Raw genomic sequence first — 15,258 nt, forward strand, 5'->3', positions numbered from 1 at the left:
CCGGTGACACAAGCAGCGCCACCACACCCGCAGGTCCTCGCCCTCGCCGAGCTGCACGGATCGCTCAGCGACCCGGTCCTCGACGCGATGAACTTCCTCAACGAGGTCGTCGGCCGCTTCCCCGACGCCATCTCCTTCGCGCCCGGCCGGCCCACCGAGGGCGACTTCGAACCGGAGGACCTCGCCCGCCACCTCCTGACGTACACGACGTACCTGGAGAAGGAACTCGGCTGGTCCCGCGACCGGGTGCGCACCCAGCTCTTCCAGTACGGCCGCACCAACGGACTCATCCACGAACTGATCGCCAGGACGGTCGCCAACGACGAGGGCATCCACGTCCCGCCGGAGGCGATCGTGGTGACGACCGGCTGCCAGGAGGCCATGCTCCTCACCCTGCGGGCGCTCTTCGCCCGCCCCGAGGACACCCTGCTGGTCAGCTCCCCCTGCTACGTCGGCATCACGGGCGTGGCCCGGCTGCTGGGCATCCGGGTGCGCCCCGTGCCCGAGGGCCCGGCGGGACCGGACCCGCAAGCCGTGACCGAGGCGGTGCGTGCGTGCCGCGCGGCCGGTGAACGCCCCCGGGCGTTCTACGCGGTTCCGGACTTCGCCAATCCGTCGGGGGCGAGCATGAGCCTCGCGGCCCGCGAGCGGCTGCTCGACGTGGCCGCGGACGAGGACCTGCTCGTCCTGGAGGACGACCCCTACGGGTTCTTCGTCCGCACCGGCACGGCCCGCCCGACGCTGAAGGCCCTCGACCGGGGCCGGCGCGTGGTGCATCTGGGCTCCTTCGCCAAGACGGCGCTGCCCGGCGCCCGCGTGGGCTACGTCATCGCCGACCAGGAGGTCCTCGGCCCGGCGGGCGGGCGCTCGCTGCTCGCGGACGAGCTGTCGAAGATCAAGAGCATGACGACCGTCAACACCTCGGCCGTCAGCCAGGCCGTCATCGGCGGACTGCTCATCGAGAGCGACTGCCGGCTCCGTGAGGCGAACTCCCGCACCATCGCCCACTACCGCACCACCATGGACACCCTGCTCGACGAGCTGGAGCGGCACTTCCCCGCGCAACGCCGCGCGGAGCTGGGCATCTCCTGGAACCGTCCCGACGGCGGCTTCTTCGTCGTCGTCGACGTCCCCTTCGCCGCCGACCACCAGGCCCTCGAACTCTCCGCACGCGCCTTCGGCGTGCTGTGGACGCCGATGTGCGACTTCCATCTGGACGGGGGCGGCACCCGTCAACTGCGGCTGTCGTGCAGTGCCCAGACCCCGGAAGCGATCACCGAGGGCATCGCCAGGCTGGCCGCCTTCATCACCGCGCAGATCACCGGGCCCGCCGCCTGACCGCTCGCGGCGGACCGACTGCGTTTTTCACCCATCACCGCACGGAGAACGGAGAGAACAAGGTGCTGACGCTGCGCGCGTACGAGGCGGCGGCCAAGGGCCGGTTGCCGGGACCGGTCTGGGACTTCCTCGCGGGCGGCAGCGGCACCGAGTCGATGCTGACGGCGGGGCGGGAGGCGCTCGACCGCATCCGGCTGCGGCCGCGTTGTCTGGTGGACGTCTCCCGCTGCGACCCCCGCACGGAACTGCTGGGTGCGCGGCTGGCGGCTCCGCTGGGCATCGCCCCCATGGCCTATCACCAACTCGCCGACCCGGAGGGCGAGGTGGCGACCGCTCGCGCCGCGGGCGAGGCGGGCGCGCTGCTCACGGTCAGCATGTTCGCGAGCCGGTCCCTGGAGGACATCGCGGCGGCGGCGAGCGGCCCGCTGTGGCTCCAGCTGTACTGGCTCAAGCGCCGTGACCTGCTGGCGGACCTCGTCCACCGGGCCGAGGCCGCCGGCTTCCGCGCGCTGGTCCTGACGGTCGACGCACCCCGGGTCGCGTCCCGCCCCCGGGACGCCGCCAACGGCTTCGCCGTTCCTCCCGGCATCCGGGCGGTCAACCTCTCCGCGGAGGTCATGGCCGCGTCGCACGGCAGCCGGGACGGGGAATCGGCCATCGCCAGGCACTCGATGCAGCAGTTCGACGCCTCCATCACCTGGGACGACCTCGCCTGGCTGCGGGAACTGACGTCCCTGCCGCTGGTGTTGAAGGGTGTCCTGACCGCCGAGGACGCCGAGCTCGCCGTCGAGCACGGCGTCCGCGGGCTCATCGTCTCCAACCACGGCGGCCGCCAGCTCGACTTCGCAAGAAGCGCCCCGGAGTGCCTCACGGAGATCGTGGACGCCGTGGACGGCCGATGCCAGGTCGTCCTCGACGGAGGGATCCGGCACGGCGCCGACATCGCCAAGGCCCTGTGCCTGGGGGCGGACGCGGTGATGACGGGCCGCCCGGCCCTGTGGGGTCTCTCCCACTCCGGCGCCGAGGGAGTCGCGGGGGTCCTGCGCCTGCTCATCGACGAGTTCGAGGAGGTCATGGCCCTGATGGGCGCACCGACGGTCGCCGACTTCGTACGGTCCGGCGTCACGTTGCCCGCCTGCCGTCACTCATGACCGTGCCCCGCGTGCCTGTTGGGGCTTCCTTCCCTCGGAAGGGGGGTGCGAACGGGGGGAGATCGGGAAACCCGGCGCGTCAAAGGATGATTTGGGTCATTTCTCACTAATGTCCATTTCCGGTAAGGAGTCGCTCCTTCACGTCACGCACCCACCTCGCTTCACCGGAGATGACATGCGCAAGCTTCGTAAGGCCGCCGTCCTGGTCGCCGCCCTCAGCAGCGTCGGCATCCTGTCCGCCGGTTCCGCCCACGCCGCGGGCATGGACGGCGACGGCCGGGGCAACGACTACAAGGTCCAGCAGAGCACCCAGTGCAAGTCCCACGACCTGAACATCGACATCCTCGGTGTGGTCGGCATCCTCAACGGCGTGCTCGGCAACGGCCTGAACGGTGAGGGCAACCCGGCCAGCCAGAGCACCCACCTCGGTTCGACGATGGGCTGCAGCAACACCGCCTTCTGAGGACGAGTCCCACCTCGCCCCAGAGGCAACGGGCGGGCGGCGCGCCGCGCCGGCCGCCTCTGTGTTGTGCCGCACCGTGTGCACCTGCCGCGAGCGTGAGGACGCGCCCCCGGACCTGCCGTGACGATCTCTCTCCGGTCACCTCGGTGTACCTGGAAACTGTTTTTTGATTCCCCTTGTGAACGTCGCCGTGGTGATTCGGTCAGGCAGGTGGGAAACGGGTGCTGGCGGGGCTCCGGATTCATTGATCATTCCCTTGAAACGCCTGTCGAGCGCGAGGTTCCTCACAGTGGAAGGTGCCTCCCGGACAGCCTTCTGAGAGAGATTCGCGGTGGTAGCCTCGAATGAGTGAGCAGTCGAGTCGTCGTCAACGGTGTCCGGCAGCACAATCTCCGTGATGTGTCCGTGGAATTTCCCGGAGGCGCGCTGATCCTCTTCGCCGATGTTTCGGGTCCGGGAAGTCGAGCCGCGCGTTCGACGTCATTTCCGTAATTCCTCGGCCGACTGCGGAGGGAGGCCGTATGAGCGTGCTCGAACGGGACGGCGCATCCGCGCCGCCTCCGTCGCAGGACCAGGAGACCGACGGTCCGCGGCCGCAGCTGGAGGGGCACGGCGGCAGCACCGACCCGGTGAAGGACTATCTGCGCCTCATAGCCCGCGTCCGGCTGCTCACGGCGGAGCAGGAGGTGGACCTCGCCCGCCGCATCGAGGCCGGTCTGTACGCCGAGCGGCTTCTCATGGAGGGCCGGCCCGGGCACCGGGCGGAGGAGCTGGTGTCTCTCATCGAGGACGGCCGGCGGGCCAAGGCGCATCTCACCGAGGCCAACCTCCGGCTGGTCGTCTCCGTGGCCAAGCGGTACACCGGGCGCGGACTGGACTTCCTGGACCTCGTGCAGGAGGGCAACGCCGGGCTCATCCGGGCGGTGGAGAAGTTCGACTACGCCAAGGGCTTCAAGTTCTCCACCTACGCGACCTGGTGGATCAAACAGGCGGTCACCCGCGCCCTCGCCGACCAGAGCCGCACCATTCGCATTCCCGTGCACACCGTCGAGATCATCAACCGGGTGGCCCGCGCGCGCCGCGAGCTGATGCAGGACACGGGCCTCGTGCCGACACCCGAGGAACTCGCCGGAAGGGCCGAGATACCGGTGGAAAGGCTCGTCGAGATCGACGCCTACACCAGGGAACCGGTCTCCCTGCACGCCGCCCTCAGCGAGGAGGGCGACGGCGAGTTCGGCGACCTCATCGAGGACACCGACCTGCCCTCTCCCTGGCAGGCGGTCACCCACCATCTCCTCCAGGACGCCGTCCGTGAACTGCTGACCGGCATGACCGCCCGCGAGGCCGGCATCATCGCCCTGCGCTACGGCCTCACCGACGGCCGCCCCCGGACCCTGGAGGAGATCGGCCAGGTCTACGGCGTGACCCGCGAGCGCATCCGCCAGATCGAGACCAGGACGATGAGCAAGCTCCGCCACCCGTCCCGCTCCCAGGCTCTGCGGGACTACCTCGACGACCTCTGACACACCCCCGGCGTCAGCCGCCGGCGGGCTCGAAGTCGCTGATGACATAAAGGGCTTCGTCGTCGATCGCGTTCTCCGCCCAGTCCAGTGAGATCCGCTCGGGACGCCCGTCGCGCGCGTACTCCACCTCGGCTGTGTCCGCGTCCTCCCGCCTCGCCTGCTCCCACTCGGCCAGCAGGTCCCCGATGGTGGGGACCGTGTCGGGAACGTCGTCGACGACGCGCCTGCCGCTGTCGTCCAGGCCCACCGCCTTCACTACGGCTCCGTCGCGGACGGTGATCCGGAAGGCACCGATCAGGCTCCGCTCCCCTTCGCTCGACCGGAGCGTGTAGGCGTACGAGTCGGGCTCGCGCCAGGAGGCGGCCGTCGCCTCGGACTCGGGTTCGGGCTCGTCGGCGCAGCCGGCGGCCGCGCACACCAGCCCCCCGACCAGTACGGCACGGAACACGACGCGGGCACGGACGCGTACGGCGGTCATGGCGGCACTCCCTTCGAGGATCGGTACCGCTATGACGGCGTTCGGGCGCGGAACGTTCGACGGCCGCGCCGACTCCCACGGCGGACCGCTCGCGCAATCCCGAACTCCTGGGAGAGGGCGGGCAGGTGGCGCAGGTACTCGCCCAGCGGTTCCGGCGCCACCGCCGAGTCCCGCCGGTCCCGGCGCCGCCCGGGTGCCCGCGACCGCGCCGGGGACTACTCCGGTGCCGGCTCCCCGGCGAAGTCGGGGATCAGCGCGCACATCGCCTGGCGCTGGGTGGGGCCCATGAACCGGGTCAGCGCCGCCTTGACCGTCTCGGCGAGGACGGCGGAGGCGTCCTTCAGGAGGGTGCGGGCCTTCTCGGTGAGGGTGACCTCGACGCCGCGCTTGTCGCCGCAGACCGACTTGCGGGTGACCAGACCGGCGTGCTGGAGGCAGGCGATCTGGTAGGTGAGGCGGGTCTTGGGGCGGCCGAGGAGCTCGGCGATGCGGGTCATCCGCAGGGCCTGGCCGGGGTCCGCGGCGAGCAGGCACAGGACCAGGAACTCGTCGTGCGAGACGTCGAGACGTTCCTTGACGACGCCGCGAAGTTCCTGCTCGACGGCTCCTGTCGCGGCCAGCATCAGCATCCAGGCGTGCAGCTCGACGGGCAGGAGTCCGTCGCCGGAGGCGGAGGGGCAGTCGGAGTGGTCGGCCATGAATGCGAGTGTAGCCGTTGTTCAAATTTGGAGTATCGGCTAGCGTGGTGTCGTCCAAATTTGGATTACAGATCCCGGCAGGCCCCCTGTGATGCCCCCGATGCTCAGGAGTGAACGATCATGACCGTCGCCGTCGAAACCGGAACCTGGCAGCTCGACAGCACCGCCTCCACCGTCGCCCTGCGGCACCGGACCATGTGGGGCCTGGTCACCGTGAAGGGCGCCTTCGCCGCCGTCACCGGCACCGGCGAGGTGCGCTCCGACGGCTCCGCCGTCGGCACCCTCACCCTGGACGCCGCCTCCCTGGACACCCGCAGCGCCAAGCGCGACGAGCACCTGCGCTCCGCCGACTTCTTCGACGTCGCCAACCACCCCGAGATCACCTTCGCGGTCCGCAGTGCCGAACTGCGCGACGGCGAGGAGGTGCACGTGGTCGGTCAGCTCACCGTCCGGGGCGTCAGCCGGCCCAAGTCCATCACCGCCCGCCTCGTCGGCGCGGACGGGACGTCGCTCACCCTGGAGACCGAGTTCACCGTGGAACGCGAGCAGTTCGGCATGAGCTGGAACCAGCTCGGCATGATGCGCGGCCTCACCACCGTCACCGGCACGCTCCGCTTCACCCGGACGGCCACGGCCTGACGCCGGCGCTCGCGGGCCGGCACCCGGGACGTGAGAGCGGTACGCGGCGCCGGCGTCACCTCAGTAGACGTCCCGCACGTACCGCTTCGCCGCCGCCAGCTGCTTCACGTACGCCGACGCCTCGGCCTCCGCCAGCCCGCCGTGCGCGACCGCGATGTCCCGCAGCGCCCGGTCCACGTCCTTGGCCATGCGCGAGGCGTCGCCGCAGACGTAGAAGTGGGCGCCGTCCTGCAGCCAGCGCCACAGCTCGGGGCCGTGCTCGCGCATCCGGTCCTGGACGTACACCTTGTTGCGCTGGTCGCGGGAGAAGGCCGTGTCGAGCCGGTCCAGGGTGCCCTCGCCGAGCAGCCCGGTCAGCTCCTCCTCGTAGTAGAAGTCGCTCGCCCGGTGCTGCTCGCCGAAGAACAGCCAGTTGGGTGCCCGGTGTCCGAGCGCCCGCCGCTCCTGGAGGAAGCCGACGAAGGGCGCGACACCGGTGCCGGGTCCGACCATCACCATCGGCGTCGAGGCGTCCGCGGGCGGCCTGAAGTGCGGGGAGCGCTGCACGAACACCGGCACCTCGGTGTCCGCCGCGGCATCCGCGAGGAACGGCGAGCAGACCCCGCCGCGTGGCTGCCCGCGCAGGTTCTCGTACCGCACCACGGACACCGTCAGCGCGACACCGTGCGGGTCGACGAGCGGGCTGGACGAGATCGAGTACAGGCGCGGCTGGAGCTTCTTCAGCGCCCCCGCCCACTCGCCGGCACCCGCCCGCACCGGGTGCTCGGCGATCACGTCCACGGCCTGCCGCCCCCAGCTCCACTGCGCGAGGCCGTCCTTGTTGTCCGGCCGCAGCAGCCTGCGCAACTCCCGGTCGTCGCGGACGCGTTCGGCGACGAAGCGCAGCAGGTCCGGGGTGATCCGGGTGATGTCGAGGTGCCGGTGCAGGGCCTCGGCGAAGGAGGTCGCGCCGACGCCGTCCACCTCCACGGACGCCGACCCGTCGACGCCGGTGACCGCGAGCCACTCCTCCACGAGTGCGGGCGAGTTGACCGGCCGGATGCCGAGTGCGTCGCCCGCCTCGTACGTCAGCGAGGTACCGCTGGTGTCGAAGGTGAAGCGGCGCACCTCCTTGCCCGCGTCGGGCCGGCTCAGCAGCCGGTTGCCCACCAGACGGGCCGCGGCGGCGGCCGGCCCGGTCCCGGCCTTCGGCCGTACGGCAGCGGGGACCTCGGCGCCGCCCAGCGCGGTGAGGACCTGGTCGAGCCAGGCCCTCGCGGACGGCTCGTAGTTCGGCTCGCAGTCCGTGCGCGGGGCCAGCCGCACCCCGCCCAGCTCGTCGAGCCGTGCGTCCAGGCGCCGCCCGTGCCCGCAGAAGTCGTCGTACGAGGAGTCACCGAGGGCGAGCACCGCGTACCGCGTCCCGTCCAGCCGCGGAGCGCCGTCGTCGGTCAGCGTGTCCCAGAGCCCGGAGCCGTTGTCGGGCGCGTCGCCGTCGCCGAACGTGCTGGTGATGAAGAGCAGGTCGGCCGTGCGGGCGAGGGTGCCGACGTCGGCCTCGTCCATGCCGACCAGGGTGGCCCGGTGCCCCGCCGAGCCGAGCCGCTCCGCGGTCGCGGTGGCGAACTCCTCGGCGTTGCCGGTCTGCGAGGCCCACAGCACCACGACCTCACGACCGGGCAGGGCCGGCGCGGCGGGGGTGCTCGCCGACCGCGAGTACATGCCGGCGAGGACACCGTTGACCCACGTCGCGTGCTCGGGGCTGAAGGGCGCGCCCGGCGGCAGGACAGGGATGCCGGGCGCGCCGGTCTCGATGCCGGCGAGGAAGCCGGTCAGGTAGAGGCGTTCCTGGGCGGTCAGCACGGGCGGCGGCGCGGGTTCCAGCCCGAAGGGACCCGCCGGGCCCGGAGTGACGGCCGTCGGCGTCAGCGCCCGCACCGGCGCCTCCGGCAGGGGAGCCGCGACCCTCGTCAGGGACACGGCGCAGACCTTGAACTCCGGCTGGAAGGAGATCGGATCCACCGCGTCGCCGGTCACCGCGTTGACGCTCAGATACTCCCCGAACAGGTCGTTCCAGTGGAACGGCGCGAAGGCACCCCCCGGCCGCACCCGCTCGGTCACCACGGCCGGCAGTACCGCCCGCCCCCGCCGCGAGGCGACCTCCACCCGGTCACCCTCGGCGATCCCCAGCTCCCGCGCGTCCCGCGGATGCACCTCCACGAACGGCCCCGGGTTCAGCTTGTTGAGCTTGGCGACCTTCCCGGTCTTCGTCAGCGTGTGCCACTGGTGCTGCACCCGCCCGGTGTTCAGCACGAACGGATAGTCGTCGTCCGGCATCTCGGCGGCCGGCAGATGCGGACGCGCGTGGAAGGCGGCCCGACCGCTCGCCGTCGGGAAGCGCAGCCCGCCGTCCGCGTCGACGTACCGGATCGGATTGCGCTGCGGCCCGTCCACCTCGGCGGCCGGCCACTGCACCGGCGTGGCCCGCAGCCGCTCGTACGTCACCCCACGCAGATCCCAGCCCGTCACCGGGTTCCAGGCCCGCCGTATCTCCTCGAAGATGTCCTCGGCGCTGTCGTACGAGAACCCCTTCTCGTACCCCATCGCACACGCCACGGCCGCGATGATCCGCCAGTCGGCCATCGCCTCGCCCGGCGGGTCCGCCACCGCCCGGGTCAGCGTCAGACCGCGCTCGCTGTTGACGAACACGCCCTCGCCCTCGGTCCACATCGCGCCGGGCAGCACGACATCGGCGTACGCGTTGGTCTCGGTCTCGCCGAACACGTCCTGCGTGACGACGAACTCGGCGGCCTCCAGCCCCTCGATGACGGTACGGCGGTTGGCGACCGAGGCGACGGGGTTGGTGCAGATGATCCAGCAGGCCTTGATCTCACCGTCGGCCATCTTCTGGAACATCTCGACGGTGCCCCGGCCCACGCCGTCGGCGCGCAGCGTCCCCGGCGGCAGCTCCCACAGGTCCTCGACGAAGGTCCGTTCGGCCTCGACGAGCACCGATCGCTGCCCCGGCAGCCCCGGCCCCATATAGCCCATCTCGCGGCCGCCCATGGCGTTGGGCTGCCCCGTCAGGGAGAAGGGACCCGAGCCGGGGCGGCAGATCGCGCCGGTCGCCAGATGCAGGTTGACCAGGGCATTCGTGTTCCAGGTGCCGTGCGTGGACTGGTTGAGCCCCATCGTCCAGCAGCTCATCCACTCGCCGGCCTCGCCGATCAGCCGGGCGGCCTCACGGATGTCGTCCTCGGCGAGACCGGTGATCTCCGCGACGGCGGCGGGCGCGTAGTCGGCGAGGAAGCCGGGCATCGCCTCCCAGCCCTCGGTGTGCGCGGCGATGAAACCGGCGTCGGTGTGTCCGTTGTCGAGAAGCAGCCGCAGCAGACCGTTGAGCAGCGCGAGGTCGGTGCCCGGCGCGATCTGGAGGAACAGGTCGGCCTTGGCGGCGGTGGCCGTGCGCCGCGGATCGACCACGACGAGCTTGGCGCCCGCCTTGACCCGCTCCATCATCCGCAGGAAGAGGATCGGGTGGCAGTCGGCCATGTTGGAGCCGATCACGAGGAAGACGTCCGCCCGGTCGAAGTCGTCGTACGACCCGGGCGGCCCGTCGGCCCCCAGCGACAGCTTGTAACCCGCCCCCGCGCTCGCCATGCACAGCCGTGAGTTCGACTCGATCTGGTTCGTCCCCACGAACCCCTTGGCCAGCTTGTTCGCCAGGTACTGGGCCTCCAGGCTCATCTGCCCGGAGACGTAGAAGGCGACCGCGTCGGGTCCGTGCTCGTCGATGATCGCGCGGAGCCGGTGCGCGGTGCGGGCCACGGCGTCCGCCATCGGGACCGGGCCGGGCTCCGCACCGCGCTCGCCCCTGACCAGCGCCGTCGTCAGCCGGCCGGGCGCGGCCAGCATCTCGGCCGTCGTCGCGCCCTTCGTGCACAGCCGGCCCGCGTTCGCCGGGTGCGCCTTGTCACCGGACGCCTTCAGGACCGTACGCCGCCCGTCGGGCCCCATCCCGACGTCCAGCAGGATTCCGCAGCCGACCCCGCAGTACGCGCAGACGGTGCGGACCTGGGACGTGGAGGTGGTCGAGGTCACGCGTTGCCTTTCTCGGGCTGCCGGGGTGCTGCCTGGAGCGTACGAATTGCCCGTTACGTCGATGTCACATCCCTTGATCATGAGGAGTTACGTGGGACACACAGTCGCCCGTCGTGCGATGTGAGGGCCTTGCGGTGGCGCGATGTGGGGGGCGTGAGGCAGTCGCGCACCGTGTCGCTGTTGGGCCGAACGGGTGACTTGGCGTAAGAATTGGCTGGTGCAGGCATTGAAGGCGAGTCAAGGCGGGGGGAGCCGGTGAACAGCCACGACGTCACCGATGAACAGTGGGAGGGGCTCGCCCAGGTCGTGCCGCTGCGCGGCCGCGACGCGTGGCCGTCGGCGGTGAACCATCGTGCGATGCCGGAGGCGGAGACGGAGCCCCGCCGCCGCTTCGTCGTCCTGCGGGTCAATGTGTTCGGCGACGCCCGCGAGGTGGCCGAGACGCTGATGGCGGGGATCCCGGTGCTGCTGGATCTGACCGGTGCGGAGAACGAGGTCGCCAAGCGCGTCCTCGACTTCAGCACGGGCGTCGTCTTCGGCCTGGGCAGCGGAATGCACCGGGTGGACCGGAACGTGTTCCTGCTGACCCCGCCCGGCACCGAGGTGAGCGGGCTGATGGAGGGCGCCGGGGTTCCCGGCACCTGAGGTCCGGGCCCCGCGGTCGCCCGATCGTAGGAAGGGCTCCCGGGTGGAACGGTTCGCCCGCCGGCGGGGGGCCTACGGTCCCGACATGGGCGTGTCGTTTGTGTCGGGTGCCGGTGCCGTCTCCTTGCCGCTTCAGGGGCGCCGGGCGGGTGGTCCGTCTCCTGAACGCGGGGTGGGTGATCCGTCGCCCGAGCGCCGGGTGGGTGATCCGCCGCCCGAACACCGGGTCGGTGATCCACCGCCCGGCGAAGGCCGGTTGGGACCGCCCCGCGAAGGTCCGTCGGGTTCGCGCGGCGAAGGTCGGTCGGGTTCGCGTGGCGAAGGTCGGTCGGGTTCGCGTGGCGAAGGTCGGTCGGGTTCGCGTGGCGAAGGTCGGTCGGGTTCGCGTGGCGAAGGTCGGTCGGGTTCGCGCGGCGAAGGTCCGTCGGGTTCGCATGGCGAAGGTCCGTCGGGTTCGCGTGGCGAGGGTTCTTCGAACGCACCGACCGCCGAGTGTCGGCCGGGTGACCCGCGCTCCGAGCGTCCGCCGGGTGAGTCCGGAGCCGCAGGCGGTGTGCCGCATCCCTGCCGGCCCCGGCTGACCGAGCTGCGGCTGTCCGCGTTCGCCCGGCATCGGCGGGCCGCGTTCCCGCTCGGGCCGCTCACGTTCCTCGCCGGGCCGAGCGGCAGCGGGAAGACGACCGCGCTGCGGGCGTACGAGGCGCTGGCACGGCTCGGTGGCGGCGCCTGGATCGGCGAGGCGTTCCCGGAACCGTCGGCGTACGTCCCGGAGCGGGCGCGGCCCGACGCCCAGCGGCGGCGCGGCTTCCGTATCGGGTGCACGGCCGATGGCCCCGAGGGGCCGGTCCGGCTGGACGTCGCCGTGCAGGTCGAACCCGAGCTGCGGATCGTGGGGGAGCGGCTGAGCGGGGGTGGCGTCGTCCTGCTGGAGACCGCTCTGCGCGATCCGAGCCGCCCCTGTGTGCAGGCCGCCTGGCACACGGCGGGCCAGGCGCCGGTGACCCGGGCTCCCCTGCCCGACGACCGGCTCGGTACCGCCCTGCTGCCGTTGCGCGTGGCCGGCAGGACGGACGGGCAGCGGCGGGTGCTCGCCGCCGCGGAGCAGATGGTGGTGGCGCTGCGGTCGGTCTTCGCCGTCGACCCGCGGCCCGAGCGGATGCGGGCAGCGGTGCCGGTCGGGTCCGGGCGGCTGCTCGGCGGGTGCGACAACCTCGCCGAGGTGCTGTGGCGCACCCGCGCCGAGTGCGGACAGCGGCATGCGCTGCTGGTGGCCGCGGCGCGGGCGGGCTGCGCGGGGGACGTGGCCGACGTGATCGCCGAGGTGCTCGGGGACGGGACGGTGCGGGGCGTCCTGGACCGGGGCGACGGGGTACGGACGGAGCTCGGCCGCCTCGGGTACGGCGAGTTGCGGTATCTCGCGCTGTCGCTGGTCCTGTTGACGGGACCCGGGGTCCTGGAGGTCGACCCCGTGGGAGAGGTCCCCGCGGCGATGCAGACGCTGACCGTGCTGGCGGACGGTCTCGACCGGGGGCTCGACCCCGCGCAGTCAAGGGAGTTGGCCGGCCTCGCGGGCAGGATGTGCGAGCGCGGGCACATCCGGCTGCTCGGGTCCGTGAGCGACGCGTCGCGGGTGGCCGGGGCCGGCGGCGTCACGGTGGTACACCTGGAGCCGTGACCGAACCCCTTGACGTGGCCAAGCTCCAGCGCAGGCTGACCGAGTTCGCCGCCGCCCGCGACTGGCAGCCGTACCACACACCGAAGAACCTGGTCGCGGCGCTCAGCGTCGAGGCGTCCGAACTCGTCGAGATCTTCCAGTGGTTGACGCCGGAGGAGTCCGGGCGGGTCATGGAGGACGCGGACACCGCGGCGAGGGTGACGGATGAGGTCGCGGACGTCCTGGCCTATCTGCTGCAGCTCTGCGAGGTGCTCGGGATCGATGCGCTGGCCGCGCTGGACGCGAAGATCGACCGCAACGAGCAGAGGTTTCCCGCGCCCTAGGGGAGGGGCGCGCACGTTTCCCGCCCCCGGACGACGGGTTGGAAGCGTGTAAGGAAGGCGGACGTCCGCTTTAACTCTGCGTATCCATTCAGCTGACCGCAACCGAAAAGTTGTCCACAGATTTCCGTCTTCCTCTGGCTTTTCGTCTCAGGGCCCTTCACGCTGGGTAGTGAACAAGGGAGTTCGGGCGGACGCGTGGGCAGCGCGTCCAGACAGACGGGGACTGCGGATGGACGCGGTGCGGCTCATCGTGACGAGCAGGCGTGCGCTGGCGGGAAGTGGGGGCGCGCCGGAAATCATGACCGAGGTGTGGCAGGCGCAGGCCCTGGCTCAGGCGATCGGCAGCCGGTTCGCGGTCTTCGGTCCACCCGAACTGCGCGGTGAGGCGCTGGGGCTGACGGAGCTGGCGGGGCGCGGCTGCGGGGTCCTGGACACACCGGATCTCGCGGACGGCGCCTTACGGGCGGCCCAGCTCACGGAGCTGGGCGACGCACGGCAGGCACTGCTGAACCTGGGGAGCCTGCTGGGCGAGGCCGGCATCGCCCTGGTCGGCCTGGCCAGCGCCGCGGACGACGAGGCGACGTACTGGCAGTGCATGGAGGCCATCGACGCGGCGGACGAGTCCCGGGACCGGGTCCTCGAGATGCTGCGGAGACTCGCGGACCGGGATCAGGTGCTGGCGGAGCGGGAGGCCGGGTAGCCCCCGGCACGACGACCACGACAGCGCCGAGGGCCCGGTCAGCTCAGCGGCGGGCCGGTCAGCCCGCCTCGCCCTCCTGCTGCGCGCCCCGGCCGGGACCACCGGTGGCCTGCAGATCCGCGTCCAGGGCCGACAGGTCCGCGTTGAGGGCTGCCATCAGCTCCTCCATCTGCTGGAGCAACCCCTTCGGCCGACCGCTCCCATCGCTCTGCTGTGGCGCGTATTCCTCGGACATGACGGCCTCCTCGGGCCTCCGGCCCCCCCCCAGTGGCAGTGGGCCGACACGGTGACGTCCCGGCGCCGACCGGCCGGGACGAGGGCCGGGCGGACCGGCTCCGACCGAGCCAACGATCACCGTCGGGGGCGGTCACTGGCCCGGGCTGACGGCGGCTTCGGCGTTGACGGAATTCACCCGACCGGGTTTGCGCGGGCCAGGGGGACCGGTGCGGTCGGCAGGTGTCACGGCGTGCAGGATGGAGCCATGGATCTTCGCGTCTTCACCGAGCCCCAGCAGGGGGCGACCTACGAGACCTTGCTCACCGTGGCGAAGGCCACCGAGGACCTCGGATTTGATGCCTTCTTCCGGTCCGACCACTATCTGAAGATGGGTTCGGGCGACGGTCTTCCCGGGCCCACCGACGCCTGGATCACGCTTGCGGGCCTCGCCCGTGAGACCAAGCGGATCCGTCTCGGCACCCTGATGACCGCCGGCACCTTCCGGCTCCCCGGCGTTCTCGCCATCCAGGTCGCCCAGGTCGACCAGATGTCCGGCGGCCGCGTCGAACTCGGCCTCGGCGCCGGCTGGTTCGAGGAGGAGCACAAGGCGTACGGCATTCCGTTCCCGAAGGAGAAGTTCGCGCGGCTGGAGGAACAGCTCGCCATCGTCACCGGGCTGTGGGCGACCGAGGCCGGCGAGACCTTCGACTTCCACGGCTCCTACTACGACCTCACCGCCTCGCCCGCCCTGCCCAAGCCCGCCCAGCGCAGGATCCCCGTGCTGATCGGCGGCCACGGTGCCACGCGTACACCGCGGCTGGCCGGCAGGTACGCCGACGAGTTCAACATGCCGTTCGCCTCGATCGAGGACAGTGAGCGCCAGTTCGGCCGGGTGCGCGCCGCCGCCGAGGAGGCCGGCCGCAAGGGAGACGACCTCGTCTACTCCAACGCCCTCGTGGTGTGCGTGGGCAAGGACGACCAGGAGGTCGCCCGCCGTGCCGCCGCGATCGGACGCGAGGTCGACGAGCTGAAGGTCAACGGGCTCGCCGGTTCCCCGGACGAGGTCGTCGAGAAGATCGGCCGCTACCGGGAGGCCGGCTCGCAGCGGATCTACCTCCAGGTCCTCGACCTGGACGACCTGGACCACCTGGAGCTCATCTCCTCCCAGGTCCAGTCCCAGTTGTCGTAGTGATCGTGCCCGCGGCCCCCGGGGAAGTGCTCCCCGGGGGCCGCGGCGCGCGGCGCCCCTCCCCGTGAACGCCTGCCAAGCCGGGCGGGACGGGAGAAAAACCGCAGGTGGTCATGGTGTCCGCTCGGTAGGTTGTACCG

The 15,258-nt window shown here is 71.6% G+C and carries 14 protein-coding genes; 10 read left to right on the plus strand and 4 right to left on the minus strand.

All coding sequences use genetic code 11. The features are described 5' to 3' along the window. Nucleotides 1-3: 3 nt before the first annotated feature. The 4 genes from ACGFW6_RS16170 (at nucleotide 4) to ACGFW6_RS16185 (ending at nucleotide 4,475) form a co-directional block, all read left to right on the plus strand. Nucleotides 4-1,338, plus strand: coding sequence for a PLP-dependent aminotransferase family protein (locus tag ACGFW6_RS16170; protein WP_393509185.1), 1,335 nt, complete (start codon nucleotides 4-6; stop codon nucleotides 1,336-1,338). Between the two features lie 62 nt (nucleotides 1,339-1,400). Beyond that, entirely contained in the window at nucleotides 1,401-2,489 is a 1,089-nt protein-coding gene (locus tag ACGFW6_RS16175) for an alpha-hydroxy acid oxidase (RefSeq protein WP_393509188.1), read from the plus strand. 175 nt (nucleotides 2,490-2,664) lie between these two features. Continuing rightward, nucleotides 2,665-2,952: a hypothetical protein gene (locus tag ACGFW6_RS16180; protein ID WP_393509191.1), complete on the plus strand. Its 288-nt coding sequence runs from the start codon at nucleotides 2,665-2,667 to the stop codon at nucleotides 2,950-2,952. Nucleotides 2,953-3,473: 521 nt separating this feature from the next. Beyond that, nucleotides 3,474-4,475: an RNA polymerase sigma factor gene (locus ACGFW6_RS16185; RefSeq protein WP_393509194.1), complete on the plus strand. Its 1,002-nt coding sequence runs from the start codon at nucleotides 3,474-3,476 to the stop codon at nucleotides 4,473-4,475. A gap of 13 nt (nucleotides 4,476-4,488) precedes the next feature. Here the strand turns inward: ACGFW6_RS16185 and ACGFW6_RS16190 are convergent, their stop codons facing one another. After that, the gene (locus ACGFW6_RS16190; RefSeq protein WP_393509197.1) at nucleotides 4,489-4,953 is read right to left on the minus strand and encodes a DUF6174 domain-containing protein; all 465 of its coding nucleotides are present in this window, start codon (nucleotides 4,951-4,953) and stop codon (nucleotides 4,489-4,491) included. Nucleotides 4,954-5,168: 215 nt separating this feature from the next. Then, complete coding sequence (locus ACGFW6_RS16195) at nucleotides 5,169-5,651, minus strand: MarR family winged helix-turn-helix transcriptional regulator (RefSeq protein ID WP_393509200.1); 483 nt, start codon at nucleotides 5,649-5,651, stop codon at nucleotides 5,169-5,171. Between the two features lie 120 nt (nucleotides 5,652-5,771). Here ACGFW6_RS16195 and ACGFW6_RS16200 point away from each other — a divergent pair, with 120 nt between their 5' ends. Next, nucleotides 5,772-6,290: a YceI family protein gene (locus ACGFW6_RS16200; protein WP_393509203.1), complete on the plus strand. Its 519-nt coding sequence runs from the start codon at nucleotides 5,772-5,774 to the stop codon at nucleotides 6,288-6,290. Between the two features lie 60 nt (nucleotides 6,291-6,350). Here the strand turns inward: ACGFW6_RS16200 and ACGFW6_RS16205 are convergent, their stop codons facing one another. Beyond that, on the minus strand, nucleotides 6,351-10,370 hold the full coding sequence (locus ACGFW6_RS16205) for a molybdopterin-dependent oxidoreductase (protein WP_393509206.1): 4,020 nt from the start codon (nucleotides 10,368-10,370) through the stop codon (nucleotides 6,351-6,353). Between the two features lie 255 nt (nucleotides 10,371-10,625). On the opposite strand from ACGFW6_RS16205, the gene ACGFW6_RS16210 reads away from it, so the two are divergent. From ACGFW6_RS16210 to ACGFW6_RS16225, 4 genes are all read left to right on the plus strand, one after another. Beyond that, complete coding sequence (locus ACGFW6_RS16210) at nucleotides 10,626-11,015, plus strand: cell division protein SepF (RefSeq protein ID WP_030962927.1); 390 nt, start codon at nucleotides 10,626-10,628, stop codon at nucleotides 11,013-11,015. A gap of 553 nt (nucleotides 11,016-11,568) precedes the next feature. After that, nucleotides 11,569-12,690, plus strand: a complete 1,122-nt coding sequence (locus tag ACGFW6_RS16215; protein ID WP_393509209.1) for an AAA family ATPase — start codon at nucleotides 11,569-11,571, stop codon at nucleotides 12,688-12,690. After that, nucleotides 12,687-13,013, plus strand: coding sequence for a nucleotide pyrophosphohydrolase (locus ACGFW6_RS16220; RefSeq protein ID WP_393509212.1), 327 nt, complete (start codon nucleotides 12,687-12,689; stop codon nucleotides 13,011-13,013). Before ACGFW6_RS16215 ends, ACGFW6_RS16220 begins: the two co-directional genes overlap by 4 nt. Nucleotides 13,014-13,242: 229 nt before the next feature. Then, entirely contained in the window at nucleotides 13,243-13,713 is a 471-nt protein-coding gene (locus ACGFW6_RS16225) for a DUF6099 family protein (RefSeq protein ID WP_393509215.1), read from the plus strand. Nucleotides 13,714-13,771: 58 nt separating this feature from the next. Here the strand turns inward: ACGFW6_RS16225 and ACGFW6_RS16230 are convergent, their stop codons facing one another. Further along, a complete protein-coding gene (locus ACGFW6_RS16230; protein WP_393509217.1) occupies nucleotides 13,772-13,948 on the minus strand; it encodes a hypothetical protein in 177 nt (58 codons plus the stop codon). Nucleotides 13,949-14,194: 246 nt separating this feature from the next. On the opposite strand from ACGFW6_RS16230, the gene ACGFW6_RS16235 reads away from it, so the two are divergent. Further along, a complete protein-coding gene (locus ACGFW6_RS16235) occupies nucleotides 14,195-15,118 on the plus strand; it encodes an LLM class F420-dependent oxidoreductase (protein WP_393509220.1) in 924 nt (307 codons plus the stop codon). Nucleotides 15,119-15,258 lie beyond the last annotated feature (140 nt).

It is taken from the genome of Streptomyces sp. Y7, assembly GCF_043195415.1.
Classification (GTDB): domain Bacteria; phylum Actinomycetota; class Actinomycetes; order Streptomycetales; family Streptomycetaceae; genus Streptomyces.